Origin of the sequence: Bacillus sp. NPDC060175, assembly GCF_042728695.1 — a bacterium.
Classification (GTDB): domain Bacteria; phylum Bacillota; class Bacilli; order Bacillales; family Bacillaceae_G; genus Bacillus_A.
In genome coordinates, this window is record NZ_JBHWYR010000032.1 from 30,754 (window position 1) to 55,814 (window position 25,061).

Genomic DNA, 25,061 nt, shown 5'->3' on the forward strand with positions numbered 1-25,061 from the left:
TCATTGGATTTTGACAAGAAAATAATTAATATAGATTTGAATTCTCATTCGTAAAGCATGTTTTAATCTTCTTAATGCTCTTTCATTTTTGTCTCAATGCTTGTTTTCAAATCAGTTGATACTTGATTGAAATACCCCATAACTATCTTTCTAATATCCTCAGATATAACTTTCAAATCATTAGCTAAATTTTCAGCAAGATGTTCTTTTTCTATCGGTTGTAACTTCGTATAAAATTCACCAGCCTGCTTAAAGTCATCCTGTTTAGTTATAGAAATCCTTTCGAGTTTTCCTTCAACGTACCTTCCGTCACCGCTTGTTATTTGATTAGCGGGTGTCCAATTTTGCTGTTGGTTGACCGCTATTTTACGAAATTCGGGTCCAATTCTTCTTCTTTGAGAATCACTATAAATGTTAGCACGACCTTGTAGCATTTTATCATCAGACAATTCTGCACCATCCAGTAAATTAGAAGGAGAGAAGGACACTTTTTCTACTTGTTCCATATAATTTTCAGGATTTTTATTTAACACCATTTTACCGACTGGTATTAGAGGATAAGCCTTTTCATCCCATACTTTTGTATCATCTAAAGGATCATAAGAAAGATGTGCTTCATCTTTTGGATCCATGAGCTGGACATATAAACCATATTCGACTGGTTTACCAGCCTCAATTGCATCGTATAAATCTTTCCCACTATAATCAGGGTTTTCCGCAGCTAGTTTATTTGCTTCCGCACTAGTAATGAATTGTACACCTTCAAATGGATACCAATGATACTTTATATATTTTCGATTACCTTCAGCGTTTCTCCAAACATATGTATTTACACTATGTCCTGGGATGTGGCGAAGACTTTTTGCGGTACCAGCATCAGAGTATAAATGGACAACAAAATGAATGGATTCGGGTGCTGTAGCGACAAAACTCCAAAATCTATTAGGGTCTATTAAGTTATTTTTAGGTGAAGGTAAGAGTGCTTTAATAGTCTCAGGGAAACGCATCGGATCACGAACGGAAAAGACAGGAATGTGATTACATAAAAGATCAAATACGCCTTCTTTTGTATAAAATTTTGTAGCAAAACCGCGTACATTTCTAGCAGTATCAGGTGTTCCTTTCGTACTAACAGCAAATGAAAATCGAACCATAACAGGAACTTTCTCATTTGAATTTTGTAAAAAGCTCAGTTTTGTATGTTCAGACATCGGATATATCGTTTGAAAATAACCGAATGCACCGTAACCTTTTACATGAACAGGTCTTTCTAAAATTTTTTCATGAATAAATTCTTGTAACGCCTCATGCAGTACACTATCTTGCTTTAAAACAGGTCCACGTGAACCAACTGTTTGAGAGTGAAGTTTAGCTGGTTCATTACGTTCTCGATTTTTATTTAAGTCTTCTCCTAATAAAGATTGCCTCTGTTTATCATATTTTTCATTCATCGATTTAGCCTCCAAATTTTTTTCGTCGATTGTTACTAAATATGATTCTTTAGCCTTGATTATGTATTACATACAAAGTTCAAATTGGTAACATACCGCTAGATGAAAAAAACGCACATGCAGTGGACCTGTTGAAATAGAAGAAATTATGGAAAAATGAATATCGGGAAGAGAAATAACACGTTGTATTTAAGAGGTGGAAGAAAACCACTATTAAAATTTCAATCTTAAAAATTAATTTGTAAATGAATTTATAGATAATGAACATGAAAAACGGGAAAAAATAACTAGGAGGAATTTAACATGTCGGATTGGTTTCAATTAGATAAAGAATATATTATGCCTACGTATTGTCGTACGAAGGTTGCGATAGAAAGAGGAGAAGGTTGTAAACTTTATGATGTGGATGGTAAAGAGTATTTAGATTTATTTTCTGGTGTAGGAGTAAACGTATTAGGATACAATCACCCTAAAATTGTGCAAACGACCATGGAGCAAGTTACAAAATCGTTGCATCTTCCTTTTCATTTTTTAAACCCAGTTGCGATTGAGTATGCAAAGAAATTAGTTGATTACTCTTTAAAAAATGGAAAAGTCTTTTTTACAAACTCTGGTACGGAAGCGACAGAAACAACTTTAAAATTAATTGATAAATATAGATCTATTACGAATGAAGAACGTGACGGAGTCGTTGTACTGAAACGTAGTTTCCACGGACGAACATTAGGAGCTCTTCACTTTACAAGACAAGAAAGTATATATCAAAATTTCCCTAAAACATCCATTCCTGTATATGAAGTAGAACGAGAAAATTTAGAGGATCTAGAAAAAATAATTATTAATGAAAATCCAATTGCAATTATGCTAGAGCCTGTTTTAGGAAGCGGGGGGATTTATCCTTTATCAAGTGAATATTTACATGGTGTTCAATATCTATGTGATAAATATAATGTAATTCTAATTGTTGATGAAGTACAAAGTGGTATGGGCAGAACTGGAAAACTATTTGCTTATCAAAACTTCAATATTACACCGGATATTATTCAAATTGGTAAAGGAGCAGGAGGTGGGATACCGCTTGGAGGAATCATTGTAGGTGAAAAGTTATGTAATGTATTTTCACCAGGAGATCACGGAACAACATTTGCTCATTCATCAATCGGAACGGCTTTAGGTTTAACGGTATTAAAAACATTAATGGATGATGGTTTAATGCAAGAAGCTTATGAAACGTCATTATATTTAAATGGCAAACTACAAGAAATTCAGAAAGAGAATTCTTATTATATTCAGGAAGTACGTCATGCTGGTATGATGTTTGGTATTAGTGTGAATGATACGAATGAACATGTGAAGAAAATACAGGTAGAGCTAATGAACAAAGGGATGTTAGTCGATGTCACTCAAGGGAATATCATTCGTCTGCTTCCACCATATATTATTACAAAAGAAGAGATTGATACATTTGTTAATGAGTTGATTTCTTGTATTCATAGCTTGGTAGCTATAGCTAGTGTTTAAAAATAAATATTTGATTTCTACTACGATGAAATTATCTGTGATGATTTGAAGCTGAAAAGTGACTTGTTTTAAATACAAACAAAAGGAGAATAGGAGAGAAAAACGCTCTCTCATGCTCTGAAAAAAATAAAAAATAAAAAGCTGAAAAAGGCACTAATATAGTGTTTTTTTCAGCTTTTTAAATACTTATTTCCTTAACCTGGAAAGCATCTCATTGGACAAATACTTAATTATGTGAAACAATAATAACAGATAAGGAGACGTTGCTTTTCCTTAAGTGCTTCGTATTGAATTTATTCTAGTAAGAGAAGGTGTGCTGAAAGAAGTTAAATTAAATAAGGGGCTGTTTTACTATATGCAACAAAATAATGATTTAAATTTTGAACCTCAAGACGTTAATATTGTCAATCCTAAACAAGCCAGGAAAGCAGTCGTTGCTACTGGTATAGGGAATGCAATGGAGTGGTTTGACTTCGGATTATATGCTTATTTAGCGGTTATTTTAAGTCAATTATTCTTCTCGGGTGTGAATGATAGTGGTTTGCAACTTGTACTTACATTTGGTACATTTGCGGCGGCCTTTCTAGTTCGACCAATTGGAGGTATTTTCTTTGGTAGAATAGGAGATAAATACGGCCGAAAGATTGTTTTAAGTACAACTATTATTTTAATGGCACTTTCTACATTATTCATCGCATTACTACCAACCTATGAACAAATTGGTGTATGGGCACCAATACTACTTTTAGTTGCTCGAATGATTCAAGGCTTCTCTACAGGCGGCGAATATTCAGGAGCAATGGTTTATATCGCAGAATCTTCTCCAGATAAAAAGCGTGGTATACTCGGTAGTGGTCTTGAAATTGGAACACTCTCAGGTTACATTGCTGCCTCGGTAATTGTTACCATTTTGACGTTATTATTAACAGATGAGCAAATGCTCAGCTGGGGATGGCGTATTCCTTTCTTAATTGCTGCACCAATTGGTTTGGTCGGTTTATATTTACGACGTCATTTAGATGAATCTCCAATCTTTCAAGAGATGGAAAAAGCACAAGAGGAATCTGAAGACAACGAACAATTTTCATTTATGGATATATTAAAATATCACAAAAAAGACTTCTTATTAAGCACAGTAATTGTTGCCTTCTTTAACATTACAAACTATATGATCCTTTCGTATATTCCTTCTTATCTAACACAAGTACTAAAAGTCAAAGAAACAACTGGCTTATTAATTATTTCAATTACGATGGCACTTATGATTCCACTGGCACTTTATTTCGGTAAATTAAGTGATAAAGTTGGTAATAAACGAGTAGTACAAATTGGTTTACTTGGTTTAGCATTATGCTCAATTCCAGCATTTTTATTAATTGGTAACGGACATATTGTAGCCATGTTTGCGGGTATTTTCATTTTAGGTTTCTTCCTAAGTGTATATGAAGGAACATTGCCTTCGTTATTACCAGCACTCTTTTTCACCGATGTACGTTATCGTGCACTTTCTATCTCCTTTAATATTTCTGTATCTATATTCGGTGGTACAACGCCGCTTGTATGTTCATACTTAGTTCATGCGACTGGTAATCCACTGGCACCAGCATTTTATTTAACAGGTGTAAGTGTAATTGGATTAGTTGTATTTAGTGTACTGTTTGTTACAACATCAGGACGTGCATTAAAAGGATCTTATCCTACCGTAGAATCGAAAAAAGAAGCACATCAAATTGCTAAAGAGGATCCTGAAGAAACACTTTGGTGGCATGAAGAATCTTTAGAAATTGAAGCAGGAAAAAAAGCATAATTTGTGAAAAGCAACGTGGACTTTTATACAAAAAGACTCCTAGTTTAATAGGAGTCTTTTTGTATACATTATTTTCTCTTCTTCTTTAAACTCTTCTGATATGCATAAAGCTTATGAATTTCTTCCTTAAATTTATGCAAAAGTACAGTGTTTTCACCATTTGAATACCGTACTGTATTATACGCGTCTATAATAATATGACTCTGAATATTTACCTCTTCTTCATGATTTACTCTTTCTAGCCAAGCCTCAACAGTTTCTCCTCGTTCTCGGTTTAAAGGAGGGGATAGCTTACTCTCAAGTTTGAAAATTTCTTTTCGAATTTCGTTATTTGGTGGTTTATTTTGTTTGAAGCGTTTTTGGCTAATTCCTTCTTTATCAGTAATGATTGTAGATTCAAAGACAGGCATATTTGGTAAACTTAAGTGTTTTCGTTTTTTTACTATTTTCCAAACGACGTAAATAGCGACGGCTGTACAGGCTATTATTGTAATGCTATTAATGAGAGTTGGATCAAAAGGACGCTGCCCCAATTCCTCTTTAATTTGAGGATCTTTTAAATTTCCTTTATTCGACCAAAAGTCGTCTGTATCTTTTAATGCAGCTGCCGAGAACAATGGATTTAAAGCATAACCAAATCCTAAGGCAACTACTTGTATGATATAAGAAAAAAGAAGCCGAATATAAGGAAATACCGGAATAAGTAAAGCGCTAATTATTCCAATCGTAATAATAGAAGTGAAACGTAATAGCTGTTGATTACGATTGGAACCTGTTAACCAAAATGTAATCATAATGTGTAAAGTTAATAGTAACAATTTCCACAATGGCGGAAAGGGGGCATAAAATATAGCTGAAACGACAAACCATACAATACCGCCTAACGATTTTTGTACTGGATATCCCGGTCCAACAGAGTGTACGATAAAGAAAAACAGTGGTAATAATATTGTGCCTAAAATAGAGAAAGATAGAAATAAAGAACAACCGATTATTTGAATAACTAACAGTAGTACAAAACCTGTTGTTTTTTTATTCATAAATTTATGAATAAGAAATACTCCTACATAACCGGTCACTAAAAATATAGCAATACCAACTAGTTCGTCCCTTTCTGTTAATAACGAAAGGAGGAGGAGCAGAATAAAGTCATTAACGTGATAGAGCCAAGTTTTCAACTGATTCCACCATCCCTTCATTATTAATGAGGAACGTAGGCTGAGATAGAAGAGGGAGCTCCTTTTTCTGCAAACCAATGTATATCATTGTAGATGAGCGTTCCCTTTTTCTCGTTACATAGTGAAGAAATCCTTGTTTCGGAAGTAGCGTACTATCATCTGAAATACGTGCTAATTCTTCTAACGCTTTGGCGTAATGTGTTTGTCCTTCGTTTAATGGTAAAAGCAAAGGGCCACCTTCTGCTAAAACACTAATAAATAGCTCAAACGGAATTTGATGCTTCGTTGCGAATTGACAAATGTACGTTGTAAATGAAATAAGGTCTTCTACATTTTCTTTCCAACCAAACCCACGATCAGCAGCTAAAGAAAGACAAATTGTCCAACTATAATTTTTTACAGGTTCATATTGCTTCGCTTGTAACGCCTGCATTTTAGCAGATGCTTTCCAATGAATAGAGCGGAAAGATTCACGTTCATATCGTTTAACACCGATAATGGATGTTTCATCATTGTAAAAAGAGAAATTCGTTCGATACGAACCTGTTAATAGTTGCTGAAGTTCTTGTAAACCGGCTACTTCTTTAGGGGTAGGATATACAATGATTTCAGTCTTTAATTTATCGAAAACAGGTAAATGTACAGTTAATAAATGAAAAGGATCTTTTAAAACACATTCAAACTGTTCAATTTGAAAGACACCACGCTTCGTTGCGGTTAATGTTAAATCCCATTTTTGTGCTGAATGAGCAGGTTGTGAAAATGGGAAAGAAAATAATGTTTTTGATATTTGTTCAATTCCTTGATCTTTATGCGGTATAAGAGATGAATTTAAATGAAAATAACAAACGCCGTTAACGAGTGGTATATTTGCACCATTTTTTAAATGAATAAAAAACTGTCCAGATTCATCAGGGAAAAGCCGAGTTGTTTGTTTTTCATTTATAACTTGAAATCTTTTCTCTATGTAAGCGACATATTTATAAATGAAAATCGCAAATAAATAGTAGAAGAAAAAGAGAAACATAATAATTCGTTGCGGCAGAAAAAACGTAAATAGTATAGCGCCTGGCACAGTTAATTGAATAATATGGAGTTGAAAAAATAAAGGTACAGTTACAACGCGCTGTCCATTCATGCTTGTTCAATCTCCACAGGTACGTCAACTTCTTTTAAAATCCTTTGCGTGATTTCATTTTTTGTCGTGCGTAAGGCACCTTCCATCGATAAGACGATACGGTGATTCCAAACGGAAGGAACTAAAAATTGTATATCTTCAGGTGTGCAATATTCTCTGCCGCGTAAAAAGGCTAATGCTTGAACGGCACGTACTAAAGCTAATGTAGCACGCGGGCTTACACCGTTAGCAATGTAATCATGATTTCTTGTAGCGTGAGCAAGCTTAATAATGTAATGTTCTAACGGTTCGGATACGAAAATGGCTTTTACTCGTTTCTGTGCTTCTAAAATTTCTTCTAAAGAGATGACAGATGTGACGCTTTCTAAAGGTGTATCGCTACGAAAACGACGCATCATTTTTAGCTCATCTTGAGGAGACGGATAACCAATTGAAATCGTCATTAAAAAGCGATCAAGTTGTGCATCTGGAAGAGGGAAAGTTCCTTGTGATTCAATCGGATTTTGCGTCGCAATAACAAAGAATGGTTTCGGAAGAGGAGTAGACTGCTTTTCAAGAGTTACTTGTCGTTCTTCCATCGCTTCTAACAAACTAGATTGTGTTCGCGGCATCGCGCGGTTAATTTCATCTGCAAGTAGAATATTTGTCATAACTGGTCCAAGTCTTAATTCGAATTCACTCGTTTTCGGATTGAAATATTCAATACCTGTTACATCACTCGGAAGTACATCAGGGGTAAATTGAACGCGAGAAAAATTACCACCAATGCTTTTTGAAATAGTTTTCGCTAACAAAGTTTTCCCAGTACCGGGAACATCTTCAAGCAGTACATGGCCTTCAGCAAGTAATGAAACGAGTAGTAGATCAATAACATTCTCCTTACCAACAAACACAGATCCTATATTTTCTTTTAATTTATTAATCATATGTAACATTCCTTTCATAATAAAAGAGCTAGTATTTCTATATTTTAACAAATTATTCAGAAAATTGACATGATTTTTTAATTCGAAGAAATGGATATTTAATTTTAAAATTACACTTGCATATTTTGGAATATGATTATACAATGTCGATATATGATATATCGTAAGTCGATATATCATAAGACGATGTATCGGAGGTAGTTATAATGAATGTGAAAGCACAAAAATATATTCCATTAACCGAGGCAACGTATTACATACTATTGTCACTCGTAAAGCCAATGCATGGCTATGGAATTATGCAAATGGTAGAAGAGATGACAAATGGGGAAGTAAAGCTCGGTCCTGGTACTTTATACGGGAATACGACGAAGTTATTGAAAGAAAAGTTAATTGTTGAAGTAGCATCTACAGACAGAAAAAAGTGCTATGAGTTAACACCATTTGGGAGAGAAGTGTTGGAGCTAGAGTACAACAGATTACAGCGTTCGGTTAAAAATGGGAATAGTATTTTAGGGGAGTGAATGGAAGATGGAGACAAAGAAGGTACTCAAATTTTTCGCGGCATGGAGTTTAGAAAAAGAAGAAGACTTTTTGAGAAAAATGCATCAAAAGGGTTGGGCTTTACAAAAGTATAACGTAATGTATACGTTTAAGAAAACTGAGCCGAAAGATGTAGTATATAAAGCGGATTTTAGATTGGATTATAAAGATTCGAAAGAAAAACAACAAGAATATATTGATATATATGAAATGTGTGGATGGAAACATGTAACGAGTTTTACAAAATGGAATTATTTTTGCAAAGAAGTAGGTGATGATAACGAGTTGCCAGATATATATTCGGAAAAAGAGACGAAAATTGAAAAGTTTAAAGACTTATTTAAATTTCTTGTATTTGTTTTTTCATTTGCAATGCTATGCATGACTCCTAGTTTCCTAAGTTCTTCGGAAGTTAGGATTCCAATTTTGATAAAAGGTGTAATTGGATTTTTAGGTTGTATGTATGTGTATATATTTGTAAGGTTATTTTGGAAGATAAAAAAATTAAAAAATGAAATCCTTTAAAAATATAGAAAGGGGGGATTAAAATGATTATTTTGACTATGTTATTTATATATTTGACCTTAGGTGAAGGGGCTCTGGGTAAGTGGCTGTACAATAGGTTGAAAGAAGATATACAAACAAATAAAAATGCAAGAGTTTCCTTTTATATAAGAACAATGAGTTTACTGTGGGTGTTAACCATCATTATGTTAATAACATCATACTCAATCAATATCCCATTTGAGGAGTATGGACTTAAACTACCATCTGCTAATCATATGGTAAGTAAGTATTTTAAAAATATGAATATATCATTGTGGATAGGTGTATGCATTGGGTTTATAGTGCCGTTGATTATTTTAAAGAAAAGTAAACTTTTTCAAAAGTATACAGAGAAACAAATGAGTGATGTTTCAGAAATGCTCCCTAATAATTACCGAGAAACAATACTATGGATTTTTATTTGCATTACAGCAGGTGTAACAGAAGAGTTATTATTTCGTTCTTTCATGATGAATTACTTATCACAGCTTTTCCCAGCGCTATCGATAATAGGAGTACTAGTTATCTCGTCAATCATTTTTGGTTTAGCGCATTTTTATCAAGGGTGGAAAGGTATAGTAGGGACAACGATTTTAGGTTTTATGTTAGGAAGAGTATATGTTGCAACTGGATCAATTTATCCATCTATAATTATACATATGTTAATAGATTTACTTGTACTGATCCGCTTATTTATATTGAAAGGAAAAGTAATATTACAGAGAGTCTAAAGTAAATGTAGAATGAGAATAAAAAAGTTGCTTGAAACACAAGCAACTTTTTTATTAGAAAGACTGATTTTGAGCCGGTTTTATAAATTGCTCTGGGTTTTCAACAAGCCCGCATACAGCACATTGGACGCGGTAAGTAGGGCCTTGATAGGCCATATGAAAAGCGTTCATCGTTTCATTTGTGTATTCTTCTTCTACTTGACCAGTTTGTGGATTTAATTTCACTGGTTTTACTTGTTGCTCAAGAATATTAAAGCGAGTTCGGTTCGTTTTACAGCTTGGACATAGCATTGGTTCCATATGTATACACCTCCATTTGTAGCATTTCTTGAACGGTATGAATTTATGCAAGTAAAAAAACTTTCTCAACATAAATAGGTATTAATTATGTTTAAAATTCAGAAAAAATAAAATATAATAAATGTAAGAACTGGTTATGTCCAAACCAAATCTCCTGTTTTATGCCAATAAGCTGGGGGCCGAGAAATCGGCCTCATTTTTTTGTGCGCATCTCTATAAGGTACAAGGTTTTTAAAAACATTTGTCGAATTTTTAGAGGTGAAGGTTAAGGAGGAATTATTATGAACTTAAAAATGAAATACATTATTTTATATGTAGAAAAGTTTGAGGAATGTTTAAGGTTCTATAAAGATATTTTACAGTTACCTATAAAAGCAGAGCACGGTACATATATTGAATTTAATACTGGAACTACAATTTTAGCGATGAATACGCGAGAGGATGTAAGGGAGTTAACTGGATTACCACTTACAGAAGGGGTATTACAGTCTTCTCATTTTGAATTAGGATTCGTTGTTGAGAATGTGCAAGAAACGATTGAGCAATTCAGAGAACAAGGTATTAAGGTTTTAGTTGAACCGATGACGAAACCGTGGGGACAAACAATTGCTTACATTGCCGATCCAGACGGTAATTATATTGAAATTTGTAGTTCATTAGAATAGAAGGAGAAAAAGAGGATGGGGTTTCCAAAATTAGAAACAGAACGTTTACTATTAAGAGAACTTACACTATTAGATGCAGAAACGATGTTCCATTATTTTTCAAAAGAATCCGTTATTCGTTATTTCGGAATGGACTCTTTCGAAAATGTTGAGCAAGCGAAAACGACTATTCAAACGTTTAGAAAGCGTAATGAAGAGGGAAGCGTATTTCGCTGGGGAATAGAGAAGAAAGGAACGGATCAATTAATTGGTACGTGTGGATTTCATTTAATTAACAATCATCATAAACGGGCTGAAATTGGTTATGAGCTAGATGATACATATTGGGGGCAAGGATATGCATCTGAAGCACTACAGGCTATGCTAGCTTACGGATTTGAAACGTTGCACTTTATAAGAATTGCAGCTGTCGTATATATAGAAAATGAAGCTTCCCGTAATTTATTAAAAAAAGCCGGATTTCAAGAAGAAGGATTACTTCGAAAATATATGATTCAAAATGATGTTGCTCATGATACGGTCGTTTATTCATTATTAAAAGAAGATTGGCAAAAGTAATGAGCACAAATAAAATAATGAAAGTTATTAAGGAACATAAAGATGAGCGATTTATACTAGGTATAGACGGACTAAGTCGTTCGGGTAAAACAACTTTGGTTAAAGAGTTGGAAGAAGATATGAAGAAAAGTGGAATCCCGTTTCATATATTCCATATTGATGATTACATTACGCAGCGTAATAAACGATATGCTACTGGATTTGAGGAGTGGTATGAGTATTATAACCTTCAATGGGATATTGATTGGTTGCAGCGAAACTTTTTTTTGAAGTTACAAAGCGATATACAAATAGAATTGCCTTTCTATCATGATGAAACAGACACATGTGAAATGAAAGAAATACAGCTTCCTTTAGTAGGTGTAATAATTGTTGAAGGAGTTTTTCTGCAGCGAAAAGAATGGAGAAATTTCTTTCATTATATGGTGTATTTGGATTGTTCAAGAGAAATAAGGTTTCTTCGCGAGAGTGAGGAAACACAGAAGAACCTTTCGAAGTTTCAAAGTAGGTATTGGAAAGCTGAGGAGTATTATTTGGAAAAGGAATCACCGAGGGATATTGCGGATTTCGTAATACGCAATATGTAACAATGTAAGTAAGTACAAAATAGAAGGTGTATAAAATGAATATTTTATGGGATTTTGATGGGACGTTATTTAATACGTATCCTGCATATACAATGATGCTTTCTGAAATATTAGGTGATGCAGTAGATAAACAAGAAATATACAAAAACTTAAAAATATCATATTCCCACGCAATTCAATATTACAACATTTCAAATGAACAGGAAGAACAGATTAAAGTTTTGAAGAAACAGTTTACTCCAAAAGATATGAAACCATTTGAAGGTGTCGAAGAGATATTGAAATTTGCGCATAAAAACGTGATTATGACACATAAACATAGGGCAGGAGTTATGGAAATCTTAAAGTATTATGGATGGGACAAATACTTCGTCGATATGGTTACAATTGACGATGGTTTCCCTCGAAAACCGAACTCTTTAGCTTATGATCATTTACATAAAAAGCACAATATTGATCTAGCAATTGGAGATAGAGAGTTAGATTTATTGCCTGCAAAGGAATTAGGTATTTCAACATGTATGTTTCATGGTAAAAGTGATGTAGCGGATTATTCTTTATCGCATTACTCTGAGTTTTTTAAGGTAGTTATTGATAGAGATAGGGAGCTCTCTTTATAAATGGCTTGATTAAAACTTCTACTTTTTACTCGGAAAGTAGAGGTTATTTTCTATGTTTTAAAAAACTATAGTGGATTAATACTTTCAAGTGTATAGAAGGAGATTGTTATAACGATGTGAATTATATATTTATAGATAAATCTGTAGATAAACGGGTGTGTTTTTGAACTTTTTTAAGTAAGCGAAAGATTTCTATAAAGCGAGTGATAATATGAGTATTTTCATTTTAGAGGATGATGTAATACAAGCGCAGCAAATGAAGCGGCTAGTCGAAGAGATTTGTGAAAAATATATGTTGCCTTATGATTTTATTGAAGTAACTAGTAAAAGTGAAACTATTATTAAAAACATTCCAAGGGCGACTTATGTACCGATATATTTTTTAGATATTGAGATTAAAAGAGAAGAACGTAAAGGGCTGCAAGTAGCGCAAGAAATTCGTAAATGTGATACGCAAGGGATTATTGTGTTTGTAACGACGCATTCTGAATTTGCACCAATTTCGTATCAATACATGGTATCAGCTTTAACATTTATTGATAAAGGTTTACCTTATGAAGAACGATATCAAGTATTTGAGCAATGTTTGCTTCAATATGAGGCACGCAATAAGGCTACTATTCCTACGGATGATTTTATTGTTGAAAATAATAATGCGACTGTGCGAGTCCCATTTCATACAGTTGAGTATATTATGACCGATGAGCCACATCGTTTAGCATTAGTTACGTTAGATCGTATCGTTTATTTTTACGGGGCATTAAAGGAGATTGAAATAATAGATGAACGTTTATTTCGTTGTCATCAATCATATATCGTGAATACGAAGCAAATGTCTTCTTACGATGCGAAGCAAAAAATGATGATATTAAAAAGTGGGAAACGAATTCCAGTATCGCGTCGTTTAGTTAGTAAAGTACGTAAAATGTTAAAGGGTGAGATGTAATGTATATTTATGATTTATTTGCACTACTACTTACTAGTATGAGTCATACATTCTTATACATTCAATTAATCCGGTACAATAGATTGTCATATAGAATGTTAGCAGTTTTAAGTGCCATATTTATTATTTTGCTTGCAATTGTCGTAACAGTAACGAGATATCCAGAGTTAAATAGTACAATTGTGTTATTTCTAATAAGTTTAGGTTTAATGCAAAATGAATTGAAATTTAAGCATAATTTATATTTTGCACTAGTTAGTATGGTTGTTATTACATTGGTGAAAATGTTGTGTTTTGAATTAGGTATGAAGTTATTTATGTTAACACCATTTAATTTATATTTATGGACAGGGAGTATCATCCATCTTTGCGTGTCATTAGTTACTTTTGCTGGTATTATAGTAGCCCGTAAACAAATTCAAAAGATTGCACAGTATATTGTAGGAAGTCCGCTGTATTATATTAGTTATGTTTTGCTAATTATAGGGTTTATGATTGAATTAATTTTGACGAGTCCATCCAATGATTTTTTAGCAAATTTAAATCAACAATATGGTGAATTGAGTTTTATTTCAGCAATTATATTGTTTTTAGTATTACTACTTATTGTATTACTGAGTTCACATTTAGCGAAAGAGAAGTTAGTGGAAGAGCATGAAAAACGTTTAGATAAAGAGTTACTCGAATATGTGGAGAAATTAGAATCGATGCATGATGAACTGGCTAGTTTTCGCCATGATTATATAAATGTGCTACTTGCGTTAGAAGCGGGTATACGTACAAAAAATGTGAATGAAATCGAGCAAGTTTATTATGACGTAATTACTCCTACTTTAAAATTAATAAATGATCATGAACTCGATATTGCGAAATTATCTCGTATACATATTCCTGAAGTGAAAAGCGTATTACGAGCGAAAGTTGGTACTGCCCAGCAACAACAAATAAAAATAATGCTTGATATACCAGGGCAAATTGAAACGGTTTCGATGTCTACTGTTTCATTTATTCGCATCATTTCAGTTTTATTAGATAATGCAATTGAAGAGGCTGTACAGAGTGAGGAAAAGATAATGCAAATTGCCTTTTTTGAAATGAATGCAGAGCAATATTTTATTGTACGTAATAGCTCTCATTATAAAGAGATTGATTTACAAAAAATTTATGAGAAAAACTACTCGAGTAAAGTAGGGGATAGAGGGTATGGGTTATTCTCATTAAAACGCATTATAAATAAAACGAATAACGCAATGTTAGAAACTACTTATAAGAGCCCTTATTTCACACAAACCTTCATACTAAAAAAAGATAACCATTTATGATGGAAATCAAACCGAATAAGAAATAACTACATACTTTCTTCACTCATTTTTATACACTTCAAGTAAGAGGTGAAGCGAGATGAATGGTCTTGTTTTTACAGCGTTTATAAGTATAGGGTTACCGCTTGTTGCTCTTTTATATGCTTTTTGGAAGAAACGCTATATCCCGTATATGTTAGGTGTATTGGCTTTTGTTGTATCACAAGTTTTGATCCGTATACCAATACTGAAATATTTAGGGGAGAATAGTACAGCTTTTGCAATGTTCAGTGCAATGCAGCCAGTATTATTTGCTGTAGCACTTAGTTTGTCAGCAGGTATTTTTGAAGAGATAGCTCGCTTTATCGCAATGCGCTATTTTATGAAACAACGAGATTGGCAGTCTGGATTTTTATTTGGGGCAGGGCATGGTGGTATTGAAGCGGTGTTGATCGTCGGTATTCCAGTAGTATCTTTCTTATTAACACAAACCGTAATTCAAGGTAGTGAAAATTATTATATCGGCGGGATTGAACGTATCTTTGCAATGGTATTACATGTTGGACTTTCCTTTATAGTATTGCAAGCTGTCGTTCAAAAGAAATTCCGTTTTGTTATCATTGCAATTCTCATCCATGGGGCTGTAAATACATTAGCTGGCATTATACCACTATATGTACCTGCAAATAGTGCAATATTCGTTGTAGAAGTTACATTAGCGATTTGTGCTTTACTTGTTTTTAGTTATAGTTTGCTCTTAAAAAGAAAGGGTGTATTAAAATGAAAAGAATGTTACTCATAATCATTGGTGCTATCGCGGCATTTGCACTTGCAGCATGTACGGGTAATAAAGTAGATGGAAGTACTTCAAAAAAATTTATTCCGAAAGCGGAAGAAATTGTAACGTTACTAAATGAAACTAAGTATAAAGAAGTGCATGATAAATTTGATAGCAAGATGAAAACTACATTATCAGAGGAGAAAATGAAGGATCTTACTCCTGTAATTGAAAAAGCTGGTACATTCGAAAAGATTGAAAAAAAGTCGATTGAAGAAAAAGATGGTTTATATACTGTTGTTCTTGTAGCAAAATATAGTAAAGAACAACGTACCTTTATCGTAACTTATAATGATAAAGAAGAAATAGCAGGTTTATATATTAAATAAAAAACAGATAAAGTGGAAGTGTCCGCTTTATCTGTTTTTTATTTTTTAACCAAATTATGGTTATTCATACTAATATGAACTCATAGCTATATAGAAGGGGTGGGTAATTATGAAAACCGAAATAGTTCCCAAAAAGAAGTACAGTATAATAAGCTATATATCTTTACTCATCGGAATTATGTGTTTTTTATTCGTTTTTATAACGCCGACGAGGATAGCGAATGCGGGTAATATAGTTGGAGATTATATTACAATTGCTCTGACAGGCGTAGGTATCATAATTGCAATAATCACAATGACGAAAAAAACAGAGAAGAAGGGGATAGCTATTATTTCATTAATACTGTCCTCATCGTTCTTTATTTTTTGGATTATCGCGATTATCTTATTGTTTACTGGCCAAATAAATTTTGCGCCGTAATGAGCAATAAAAAGAGTCCTTCATATAAGAAGGACTCTTTTTATTCGGTATCTTCAGGTTGATATTCTAAAATATCCCCAGGTTGGCATTCTAATGCTTTACAAATAGCATCTAAAGTTGAAATTCTAATTGCTTTTGCTTTTCCATTTTTTAATATAGAAAGGTTAGCCATTGTAATTCCAACCTTCTCTGAAAGTTCAGTTACGCTCATTTTTCTTTTCGCTAGCATTACATCAATATTAATTATTATTGCCATGTTATTCACCTCAGACCGTTAAATCATTTTCTGATTTTATATCTATCGCATCTTTTAAAAGTCTTTGGAGAACGGCAGCAAAGACTGCGATAACCATTGAAGCAAAGATTAGGAGCATGCCAAATATAATAATACCTGGTGCATCATCTCTTTCCGCCACAAGATAGAAGAGTGGCATACCTACCACATATAAAATACTGATTGTTACTGCGCAGTTTTTTATCTTTTTTAAAGCTCTAACAGATAATTTTGAGAAAGCGTTACCCTTGTCAAGGAAGCTTACAAGTTTAAAAGCTTGATACAGAGCAAAATAAAAAGGTACCACCGTTGCATACAGATTGATTAAAACAAGATATTTTATATATGCAATATCGGGATACAATTCCGCTGCATAATTCCCTATGTTAGGAACTAAAAATATACATAAAGCAAGAACAGGGATTCCAATAAGGATAATAGCTGTCTTTAAAAAGAGTGTTGATCCTTGTTTCATATAAAGCACCTCATTTATTAATTATCTATTTAATCTAACATGAAATTTATCGTTTAACAATAAATTTTTATTTATTATAATTTTGTTTTTATTGTTAAACCAATTTGGATTTTAGATGAAAATAAAAAGTGCTGCTCTTTATAAAAAAGGGCGCCAAACAAATAGATTTCCTGAAATAAAAAAGTATGGTGAATATGGTGATATATATCATTGTTCCTTTGACGAAATATAGTGAAGATAATCGTTCCTTCTTTCTGTAAATGATGTTATGTTAAAAGTAACGTATAATAAGAGTTTTTAGAAAATCAATATTTTTCGTAATTTGAAGAGGTGTTAATGAAATGAAATCGTACACGCAATTTGAACGAAGAAAACACATACTAGATGAGTTAGAAAAGTACAATCGAGTTATGGTGAATGATTTAGCGAAGGTATTAAATGTTACAACAGAAACGATACGAAGAGATTTAGATATGTTGCACAAGGAAGGGCAGCTTACGAAAATACATGGTGGTGCAATTAAGAAAAAAGATCAAACACTAGAATTTCATTTTGATAGGCGCCGAGCTGAGAATATTGAAGAAAAACGAAAAATTGCAATGGAAGCAAGTAAACTTGTAGAAGATAATGATATTATCGCAATTGAAATTGGGACAACCACAATGCAAATTTTGGATTACATACACGATAAAAAGAATTTGACCATTTTAACAAACTCGATACCAGCTGTAAATAAAATTATTGAGCTTAAAGAACAATATGATTCCTTTGATTGCAGGTTAATAGTCATTGGAGGAATATTGAATACAAATTCATTAGCATTGTCTGGAGAAATGACGTTAAACTATCTTGACCATTTCACTGTTAATAAGTTATTTGCTTCGTGTGATGGAATTTCTTTAGAAAAAGAACTAACATGTTCGTATATTGAAGATGCACAAATATATAAGCAGTTAAAGCATAATGCCAAACAAGTTGTAATGATGGTAGATGAGTCAAAGTTTAATTTAACAAAGTTTTATAAAAGCGGGAATTTTAGTGATATAGATGCATTATATACAAACGCTAAGCTCGATGAGGCGTGGCAAAATGTGTTAACAAGTAATGGGGTAGAAGTAATAACAGTATAGAAAAACAAAAAGAAGACTATTTCTTAGTAAGTTGAGAAATAGTCTTCTTTTATTGTTTATATGTTGTTTTATTTTGTTAATTTGTTGTTTTTACAATCAGTTAACAAATTAACAACATTGTGTTAATAATATACTCGTACAATATGAATTAGGAGGTGGCAAGAATGCAAATAAAACTATCAAAAGCTGTGTTCTTTTTAATACCAGTTGGAATACCTCTAATATTATTTTGGATTATTCCGAATTTCATTAGTTTAGGTATTAGTTTTACTGATTGGGATTTTATGACGAATGATTTTAACTTTGTTGGTTTAGAAAACTATTTCAATTTATTTACACAAGATTCTTTTATGCAAGCATTGCTAAATACGTTTTATTTTGGAATTGGAACAGTCATTCCAACGATTGCATTAGGTTTAGGATTCGCATTATTCTTCCGAAAAAAATTCAAAGGTTCTGCATTGTACCAATTAATGATCTTTTCACCTTGGGTAACGCCAACGATAGCTGTATCCATTGTGTGGTCACTTTTATATGAACCTCAATTTGGAGTTATTAATAAAGTTCTAAACTTTTTCGGGATACCAGGTTTGGACTGGCTTCAAAGTAGTCAAACAGCGATGTTAGCAGTCATTATTGTGACAGTTTGGAAATTAGTTGGTTGGACGATGATTTTCTATATCGGCGCATTAGAAAAAGTTCCAGATAGTTTATATGAAGCAGCTAGTATTGATGGAGCAAATTCATGGCAGAAATTTCGATATGTAACACTGCCAATGGTTTCATCAACAACTTTCTTCTTAGTTGTTGTCAATACAATTTCTTCAGTGCAGGCTTACGATCAAATAAAAATTTTAACACAAGGTGGACCTAGTGGTTCGACGCGTACGTTACTTTATTTATTCTTCCAACAAGGGTTTGAACAATTTGATATGGGATCTGCAACAGCAATCGCATTTATCATACTAATCATTACAATACTACTATCTATTATAAACAAAATAATAGGTGACAAGTGGGTGAACTATTAAGGTGAATAATATGAAAAAAGGTCCATTAATCGTAAAGCATCTCTTTCTAGCGTTATCAAGTATACTATTTATTTTTCCATTCATATGGATGGTGCTTGGTTCGTTTAAAACATCTAGTGAAGTATTACAAGGAGGTTTTTGGCCTAAAGAATTTCACTGGGAAAATTATCAGCAAGTATTAGATATACTTCCATTTAGCACATATTTATTTAATAGTTTCTATACTTCTTTCATCATTACTATATATGTACTTGTTTCGTCAGCGCTTTTTGCTTATATGTTGGCATTTTATAAGTTTAAAGGCAAGAATATTACGTTTAGTGTTGTGATGGCAACCTATATGATCCCTGGAGCTGTATCGTATGTTCCTGTATATGTAATATTAGGGAAGTTTGGGCTACTAAATTCACATTTTGGATACATGATTTCTATGGCTGTTAGCGTATTCGGTATTTTCTATTTGAAACAAACGTTCCACAAAGTTGGTTTTGAAATAGTAGAAGCAGCCAAAATTGATGGAGCGAGTGATTGGCGAATTCTTTGGAAGATTATTTTTCCAATGACACGATCATCATTTGTAACTCTAGGATTGGTCACATTTATTGGTAACTATAATAATTACATTTGGCCAGCTCTTATTTTGAAAGATAATACACAAAAACTAATTACGAATGGAATTGCTGATTATTTCATTAATAGTTCTTTAGGACGAGATTGGTCACACATTATGGTTGCAAGTACAATCGCAACGGTGCCGCTCTTAATCGTATTTTTAATTCTACAAAAATGGTTCTTATCTGGTGTTACTGATTCAGGAATAAAGGGGTAATTAAATAGTAAAGGAGATATGTGGGATGAAAAAACTATTCATGCTTCTAACAGTTTTAACGTTGTTTGTTAGTGCACTTGCGGGTTGCTCAGGCGGAAAAGGAAGTACTGTTAAAGCAAGTAAAGAAGGCGAGAAGGTTGTTGTTCCATTCATTAATGGAGTAGGTGGTTCTCTTGCAGATCGTGTAGATCAAATTGTAGAAGAATACAATAAAAGCCAGGATAAATATATAGTGAAAACGACAAAAGCGGGTAGCTACGATGAGTCTTATCAAAAGTTACAAAGTGGATTTGCAGCGAATAACCAAGAAGCAATCGCATTACTAGGTTCAGACGTTATTCAAGAATATGTTAAAAAACAGTTAATCGTACCTTTAGATGAATCTGTTAAAAATGATACTGATTTCAAAAAAGAAGATTATGGAAAAGGTTTTATGGAGCAAGCAACAATTGACGGAAAGTTATATGGAATTCCGTTTTACGGTACAACACAAATCTTTTATTACAATAAAAAAGCATTAGCGGAAAATGGCTTTACAAAAGATGATTTAAAGACGTGGGAAGGTGTAGAAAAGGTAGCAAAAACAGTCGCAAAACGTGGTGAAAACGGAAATGTTTCATATGCTGGCTGGATGCCAATGTGGGGAACTTCAAATTTAATTGATGCGGTTCGCAGTGCTGGCGGAAATGTATTAAGTGAAGATGGTAAAAAAGTATTAATTAACGATGAAACTTGGGTTACGGTATGGGAGAAATTCCGCACATGGCTTCATGAAGATAAAATTATGAAAATACATTCAGGTGGTACTGGATGGGAATATTGGGATAAAACAGTAATTGATTTAGTTGAAGGTAGAACACTAGGATTTACAGGCTCATCTGGTGATCAAGGATTTGTTTTTAAATCATTAGGAAAAGGAATGACTGAAGAAGAACGCCTTAACACATTTGAAGCATTACCACAACCATCTTGGGGCAATAATAAACCAGCGCCAAAACTAGAAACATATTTATTCACATTAACGAGAAATATTGATCCAGAAGTAGCAAAAGGTGCATATGACTTTATGAAGTTTGCGACAAGTACGGAGAAAACGGCTGAATGGTCCATGGCAACAGGCTATATTCCTGTTCGTAACAATGTAACAGATTACGGTCCATATGCTGAATTTGTTAAAAAACAACCACAAGCATTAATCCCAGTAGAACAAGCTAACAATAATGGAGTGGGACCATTTGTAGATCCAACGGGCGGAAAAATCAATGATGCTTTAAATGTAGCGAAAGATAAAGTAGAGATTGAAGGAGTTCCAGCAAAGAAAGCGTTAGATGAAGCAGCTAAAGTTGCGCAAGAAGAATTAGATAAAGCTCTGAAAAAGAAGAAGTAAACCGGTTTGTGGTATGAATATGAGGTGCTTTTGAGCGAAGGAAGTGCCTCTAAAATTTACTTAAAAAGGTGTGAGAGCGATGATCGAAATAACAAGTAAGATAACACTTTCTCCATTCGTAAAAAATAAACACTGTTTCCAAATGGATGAAACTGATATTACAAACTTTACATTAACAATTGATCAAGGGGATAGCCGGAAAATTCCACTTTTATTAATCTTGAGAGATCCTAACGGTTATGTACGTGTACAATATCAAACTCCAATTGTAAATGAAAAACTAGTCGTTTCGAAAGATTCAAAGTTTTGCTCAGCTGGTTGTATTGGAGGAGAAATACAGTCAGGTAATTGGGAATTAGAAGTCGTGTATATCCCTCATTGTGCAAAGAAAGTAGTAAAGTTTACCGGAGAAAAAGTTGACTATACAGTAAATATAGAAGTGAATGATTATTTGGAACGAACGTATAATAGAGAGCACTTTTGTAAGGGAAATGTTTTTATCGATGAAGACCGTTTTAATAAGGTAGTAAATGAAGAATATCGCTGGTACAAAGGGGATTTTCATGAACATACAGATTTAACTGATGGCGAGATAGATGATGAACTTGGAATGAAAGTATGTGAGAAACAAGAATTAGATTTTTTATATGCGACGGAGCACAATATTATTATGCCATCTTATGAAAAAGGAAACACATTAATTATACCATCTATGGAACTTACAACTCCTTTCGGTCATTACAACATATTTGGTATAAGAGAATTCGTTGATTTTACAGAGTATGTAGATGAATCATTTAGCGCCGAAAAAATGAATGAACTATTTGCTTTCTTGAAAGAAAAAGGGTACTTAATGAGTGTGAATCATCCATTTATGAAGCCTTGGGCGAACCAAGTTAATATTAACTTAGAAAATGTTCATACAATGGAAATTATGTGTGATCCAACTTACAAAAAAAGTAAATCATCTACTTTAGAAGCTTTGCGTTGTTTCGATCAAATGTGGGGAAATGGTCTTAAAATCTGGGGAATAGGAGGAAGTGATTCGCATTTACATCCGTCTAAAACATTCCCAGGATCAAAAGACCCATCCATTTACGGTGATCCAGGAACATATGTATTATGTAACGGTTTATCTATTAAAAACTTAAAATCTGCGATCAAGAAGGGAAGAATTTATTTCTCTCGATTTAGAAAACTAGCGATAGATATTCAAAACGAAGGTGAAACGATATATGTCGGCGATGAGGCTAAAGGAAATATTATTTACAGCATTTCTACTGACAAACCGTGTGAGTGGAGACTCATAATAAATGGGCAAATGATTGAACAAAAATCTGGCAGCGACGTAACTTTTGAATTTTCATTAAATGAAGGAGCGTATGCTAGGGTTGAGGGATGGGAAGAGGACGAATTAGTAGCATTTATTAATCCTATTCATAATAAAGTTCAGAATAAAAATATGAAAACATGGAATGAAGTTGTAGGGGGAATAAAAGGTGAATAAAGCGATTATTTTTGATAAAGATGGAACATTAATACAGTTAGATTCAGTTTGGTACAAAATTGTGCATCGTGTGTTAGATGATATATTTCAAACGTATCCAAATGAAAAAAGTAAACGAGATGACTACTTAACGATTATTGGTATGAATGATAACGATTTTGAGAGTACGAGTTTACTAGCTTGTCGTACAAATTACTTTATTGCGGCTGCATGGTATTCGTTGTTAGAAAATCAATATGTGGATAAAGAGGATTTTATTCAAAATGTATGTCTTCTATTCAAAAAGTACTCTACAGCAGATGATCTTGTATTTACAGAAGTGGAAGGTGCAAAGGAAACGTTACGATATTTAAAAGACAATGAATATATTATTGGGGTTGTTACGGCAGACGATGTTGATGCAGCTATTCATTCTCTGAGAATGACTGAGTTATATGATTATGTAGATTTTTTAGGTGCAGATGATGGTGTGAATAGAACAAAACCTGAAAGCGACTTTTATCATATGTTTAAAGAAAAATTTTCACTAACTGAAGAAGATGTGCTTATGGTAGGTGATACATTAACAGACGTTACATTTGCGAGAAATAGTAACATTAAAGTAGTGGGCGTTTTATCGGGTGCGAGCAGGAAGGAAGATTTAGAAGGGAAAGCGGATTATATTTTAGACAGTATGAAGGATATTTCGAAGGTTTTATAATTCATGTCATCATAATTTTTAACAATATCTATAAATATAGCTCAAATTCTAGGAGGATATTATGGCTCAACTATCATTCAAAAACATTTACAAAAAATATGATCATGATGTGACTATCGTAAAAGATTTTAACCTAGAAGTAAATGATGGAGAATTTATCGTTTTGGTTGGCCCTTCAGGGTGTGGAAAATCTACAACATTACGTATGATTGCAGGACTTGAGGAGATTTCAGAGGGCGACTTTTATATTGACGGAAAACGTGTAAATGATGTTACACCGAAAGATAGAGATATTGCAATGGTATTTCAAAACTATGCACTTTATCCGCATATGAGTGTGTATGAAAACATGGCATTTGGATTAAAACTACGAAAGTATAGTAAAGAAGAAATTGACCAGCGTGTGCAACACGCAGCAAAAATTCTTGGACTTGAGCAGTATTTAAGCCGAAAGCCAAAAGCACTTTCGGGTGGGCAGCGCCAGCGTGTTGCCTTAGGTCGAGCGATTGTTCGAAATGCAAAGGTATTTTTAATGGACGAGCCTTTATCAAACTTAGATGCGAAATTGCGCGTTCAAATGCGTGCTGAGATTACAAAATTACATCAACAGCTGCAAACGACATCTGTATATGTCACGCATGATCAAATTGAAGCTATGACGATGGCGACGCGCTTAGTTGTACTAAAAGATGGGATTATACAGCAAGTCGGTACACCGAAAGAAGTGTATGATAATCCAGAGAATGTATTTGTCGGCGGATTCATTGGTTCTCCTGGAATGAATTTTTTCAAAGGAGTATTAACAGATAATGCAGTTATGATTGATAAGTGGAAAATTGAAGTGCCAGAAGAGAAGATGAAAGGCTTGCGAAATAAGGGCTATACGAATAAAGAAATCATAATAGGAATACGTCCAGAAGACTTTTATTATGGAAAAGAAATCGAGGATTTACCATATAACGCAAAAGTAACAGTACCGATTGATGTAGCAGAATTAATGGGAGCAGAAACATATCTATATTCTAATATTAATGGACAATCTTTTGTTGCACGTGTGGACACATCTTTAGATGTGCAAAGTCAATCAAATATAGAGCTAGGTTTAAACATGGACAAAGTTCATTATTTCGATTCAGAAATTGAGAAACGAATTGTTTTATAGATAATAATTAATATGATTATACCTTTAGAATTTCTTCAACTACTACAAATAAATGAATAGTAAAAAGCCGATTATCCTTGAAGTGACCCCTGAAAGTTAGACAGGTCGTTTCATTAGGCAGCCTCTAGGGTATGAGCCCGGTATTGTACCGGGCTCATAC

General features: G+C 33.4%; 28 protein-coding genes. 21 read left to right on the plus strand and 7 right to left on the minus strand.

Annotation, left to right across the window (positions count from 1 at the left end):
• Positions 1-71: 71 nt before the first annotated feature.
• Positions 72-1,451 carry a catalase gene (locus tag ACFWDE_RS16830; protein ID WP_377893441.1) on the minus strand — a complete coding sequence of 460 codons (1,380 nt, stop codon included), beginning with the start codon at positions 1,449-1,451 and terminating at the stop codon, positions 72-74.
• Positions 1,452-1,754: 303 nt separating this feature from the next.
• On the opposite strand from ACFWDE_RS16830, the gene ACFWDE_RS16835 reads away from it, so the two are divergent.
• Positions 1,755-2,972 (plus strand): aspartate aminotransferase family protein, encoded by a 1,218-nt coding sequence (locus tag ACFWDE_RS16835; RefSeq protein WP_377893443.1) that lies wholly within the window; start codon positions 1,755-1,757, stop codon positions 2,970-2,972.
• Positions 2,973-3,327: 355 nt separating this feature from the next.
• Positions 3,328-4,779, plus strand: coding sequence for an MFS transporter (locus tag ACFWDE_RS16840; RefSeq protein WP_377893445.1), 1,452 nt, complete (start codon positions 3,328-3,330; stop codon positions 4,777-4,779).
• A gap of 68 nt (positions 4,780-4,847) precedes the next feature.
• Here the strand turns inward: ACFWDE_RS16840 and ACFWDE_RS16845 are convergent, their stop codons facing one another.
• The 3 genes from ACFWDE_RS16845 to ACFWDE_RS16855 are packed head-to-tail and all read right to left on the minus strand — an operon-like array spanning position 4,848 to position 8,021.
• Positions 4,848-5,957 carry a DUF4018 domain-containing protein gene (locus ACFWDE_RS16845; protein ID WP_377893446.1) on the minus strand — a complete coding sequence of 370 codons (1,110 nt, stop codon included), beginning with the start codon at positions 5,955-5,957 and terminating at the stop codon, positions 4,848-4,850.
• Complete coding sequence (locus ACFWDE_RS16850) at positions 5,932-7,095, minus strand: DUF58 domain-containing protein (RefSeq protein ID WP_377893448.1); 1,164 nt, start codon at positions 7,093-7,095, stop codon at positions 5,932-5,934. Before ACFWDE_RS16850 ends, ACFWDE_RS16845 begins: the two co-directional genes overlap by 26 nt.
• Positions 7,092-8,021 carry an AAA family ATPase gene (locus ACFWDE_RS16855; protein ID WP_377893450.1) on the minus strand — a complete coding sequence of 310 codons (930 nt, stop codon included), beginning with the start codon at positions 8,019-8,021 and terminating at the stop codon, positions 7,092-7,094. The genes ACFWDE_RS16850 and ACFWDE_RS16855 overlap by 4 nt, the downstream gene beginning before the upstream one ends.
• A gap of 206 nt (positions 8,022-8,227) precedes the next feature.
• On the opposite strand from ACFWDE_RS16855, the gene ACFWDE_RS16860 reads away from it, so the two are divergent.
• The 3 genes from ACFWDE_RS16860 to ACFWDE_RS16870 are packed head-to-tail and all read left to right on the plus strand — an operon-like array spanning position 8,228 to position 9,841.
• On the plus strand, positions 8,228-8,545 hold the full coding sequence (locus ACFWDE_RS16860) for a PadR family transcriptional regulator (RefSeq protein ID WP_029442661.1): 318 nt from the start codon (positions 8,228-8,230) through the stop codon (positions 8,543-8,545).
• Between the two features lie 7 nt (positions 8,546-8,552).
• Positions 8,553-9,089 (plus strand): DUF2812 domain-containing protein, encoded by a 537-nt coding sequence (locus tag ACFWDE_RS16865; protein ID WP_377893452.1) that lies wholly within the window; start codon positions 8,553-8,555, stop codon positions 9,087-9,089.
• Between the two features lie 23 nt (positions 9,090-9,112).
• Positions 9,113-9,841 (plus strand): CPBP family intramembrane glutamic endopeptidase, encoded by a 729-nt coding sequence (locus tag ACFWDE_RS16870; RefSeq protein WP_377893455.1) that lies wholly within the window; start codon positions 9,113-9,115, stop codon positions 9,839-9,841.
• A gap of 54 nt (positions 9,842-9,895) precedes the next feature.
• Here ACFWDE_RS16870 and ACFWDE_RS16875 read toward each other — a convergent pair whose 3' ends face one another.
• Positions 9,896-10,141 carry a hypothetical protein gene (locus ACFWDE_RS16875; protein WP_000433609.1) on the minus strand — a complete coding sequence of 82 codons (246 nt, stop codon included), beginning with the start codon at positions 10,139-10,141 and terminating at the stop codon, positions 9,896-9,898.
• Positions 10,142-10,422: 281 nt separating this feature from the next.
• On the opposite strand from ACFWDE_RS16875, the gene ACFWDE_RS16880 reads away from it, so the two are divergent.
• The 9 genes from ACFWDE_RS16880 (at position 10,423) to ACFWDE_RS16920 (ending at position 16,406) form a co-directional block, all read left to right on the plus strand.
• Positions 10,423-10,806 carry a VOC family protein gene (locus tag ACFWDE_RS16880; RefSeq protein ID WP_219921050.1) on the plus strand — a complete coding sequence of 128 codons (384 nt, stop codon included), beginning with the start codon at positions 10,423-10,425 and terminating at the stop codon, positions 10,804-10,806.
• Between the two features lie 15 nt (positions 10,807-10,821).
• Complete coding sequence (locus ACFWDE_RS16885) at positions 10,822-11,364, plus strand: GNAT family N-acetyltransferase (RefSeq protein WP_377893457.1); 543 nt, start codon at positions 10,822-10,824, stop codon at positions 11,362-11,364.
• Positions 11,364-11,951, plus strand: a complete 588-nt coding sequence (locus tag ACFWDE_RS16890; RefSeq protein WP_377893458.1) for a kinase — start codon at positions 11,364-11,366, stop codon at positions 11,949-11,951. The genes ACFWDE_RS16885 and ACFWDE_RS16890 overlap by 1 nt, the downstream gene beginning before the upstream one ends.
• 35 nt (positions 11,952-11,986) lie before the next feature.
• Positions 11,987-12,571: an HAD-IA family hydrolase gene (locus tag ACFWDE_RS16895; protein ID WP_377893459.1), complete on the plus strand. Its 585-nt coding sequence runs from the start codon at positions 11,987-11,989 to the stop codon at positions 12,569-12,571.
• A gap of 211 nt (positions 12,572-12,782) precedes the next feature.
• The gene (locus ACFWDE_RS16900; protein WP_377893460.1) at positions 12,783-13,517 is read left to right on the plus strand and encodes a LytR/AlgR family response regulator transcription factor; all 735 of its coding nucleotides are present in this window, start codon (positions 12,783-12,785) and stop codon (positions 13,515-13,517) included.
• Positions 13,517-14,839, plus strand: a complete 1,323-nt coding sequence (locus tag ACFWDE_RS16905; protein ID WP_377893462.1) for a GHKL domain-containing protein — start codon at positions 13,517-13,519, stop codon at positions 14,837-14,839. The genes ACFWDE_RS16900 and ACFWDE_RS16905 overlap by 1 nt, the downstream gene beginning before the upstream one ends.
• A gap of 79 nt (positions 14,840-14,918) precedes the next feature.
• Entirely contained in the window at positions 14,919-15,602 is a 684-nt protein-coding gene (locus tag ACFWDE_RS16910) for a YhfC family glutamic-type intramembrane protease (protein ID WP_377893463.1), read from the plus strand.
• Positions 15,599-15,985, plus strand: a complete 387-nt coding sequence (locus tag ACFWDE_RS16915) for a DUF3887 domain-containing protein (RefSeq protein ID WP_377893465.1) — start codon at positions 15,599-15,601, stop codon at positions 15,983-15,985. Before ACFWDE_RS16910 ends, ACFWDE_RS16915 begins: the two co-directional genes overlap by 4 nt.
• A 109-nt stretch (positions 15,986-16,094) precedes the next feature.
• On the plus strand, positions 16,095-16,406 hold the full coding sequence (locus tag ACFWDE_RS16920; RefSeq protein WP_377893466.1) for a hypothetical protein: 312 nt from the start codon (positions 16,095-16,097) through the stop codon (positions 16,404-16,406).
• A 40-nt stretch (positions 16,407-16,446) separates the two neighbouring features.
• Here the strand turns inward: ACFWDE_RS16920 and ACFWDE_RS16925 are convergent, their stop codons facing one another.
• Positions 16,447-16,662, minus strand: a complete 216-nt coding sequence (locus ACFWDE_RS16925) for a helix-turn-helix domain-containing protein (protein WP_000974613.1) — start codon at positions 16,660-16,662, stop codon at positions 16,447-16,449.
• Positions 16,663-16,672: 10 nt separating this feature from the next.
• Positions 16,673-17,155, minus strand: coding sequence for a DUF2975 domain-containing protein (locus ACFWDE_RS16930; RefSeq protein WP_377893467.1), 483 nt, complete (start codon positions 17,153-17,155; stop codon positions 16,673-16,675).
• A 341-nt stretch (positions 17,156-17,496) separates the two neighbouring features.
• Between ACFWDE_RS16930 and ACFWDE_RS16935 the strand changes: the two genes are divergently transcribed.
• The 7 genes from ACFWDE_RS16935 (at position 17,497) to ACFWDE_RS16965 (ending at position 24,901) form a co-directional block, all read left to right on the plus strand.
• Positions 17,497-18,285 (plus strand): DeoR/GlpR family DNA-binding transcription regulator, encoded by a 789-nt coding sequence (locus ACFWDE_RS16935; RefSeq protein WP_377893468.1) that lies wholly within the window; start codon positions 17,497-17,499, stop codon positions 18,283-18,285.
• 164 nt (positions 18,286-18,449) lie between these two features.
• Positions 18,450-19,316, plus strand: a complete 867-nt coding sequence (locus ACFWDE_RS16940; RefSeq protein WP_377893470.1) for a carbohydrate ABC transporter permease — start codon at positions 18,450-18,452, stop codon at positions 19,314-19,316.
• Between the two features lie 10 nt (positions 19,317-19,326).
• Entirely contained in the window at positions 19,327-20,145 is an 819-nt protein-coding gene (locus tag ACFWDE_RS16945) for a carbohydrate ABC transporter permease (protein ID WP_377893472.1), read from the plus strand.
• A gap of 25 nt (positions 20,146-20,170) precedes the next feature.
• Positions 20,171-21,532: an extracellular solute-binding protein gene (locus ACFWDE_RS16950; protein WP_377893474.1), complete on the plus strand. Its 1,362-nt coding sequence runs from the start codon at positions 20,171-20,173 to the stop codon at positions 21,530-21,532.
• A gap of 79 nt (positions 21,533-21,611) precedes the next feature.
• Positions 21,612-23,039, plus strand: coding sequence for a CehA/McbA family metallohydrolase (locus tag ACFWDE_RS16955; RefSeq protein WP_377893476.1), 1,428 nt, complete (start codon positions 21,612-21,614; stop codon positions 23,037-23,039).
• A complete protein-coding gene (locus tag ACFWDE_RS16960) occupies positions 23,032-23,739 on the plus strand; it encodes an HAD family hydrolase (protein WP_377893477.1) in 708 nt (235 codons plus the stop codon). Before ACFWDE_RS16955 ends, ACFWDE_RS16960 begins: the two co-directional genes overlap by 8 nt.
• A gap of 61 nt (positions 23,740-23,800) precedes the next feature.
• Complete coding sequence (locus tag ACFWDE_RS16965) at positions 23,801-24,901, plus strand: ABC transporter ATP-binding protein (RefSeq protein WP_377893478.1); 1,101 nt, start codon at positions 23,801-23,803, stop codon at positions 24,899-24,901.
• The last annotated feature ends 160 nt before the right edge of the window (positions 24,902-25,061 follow it).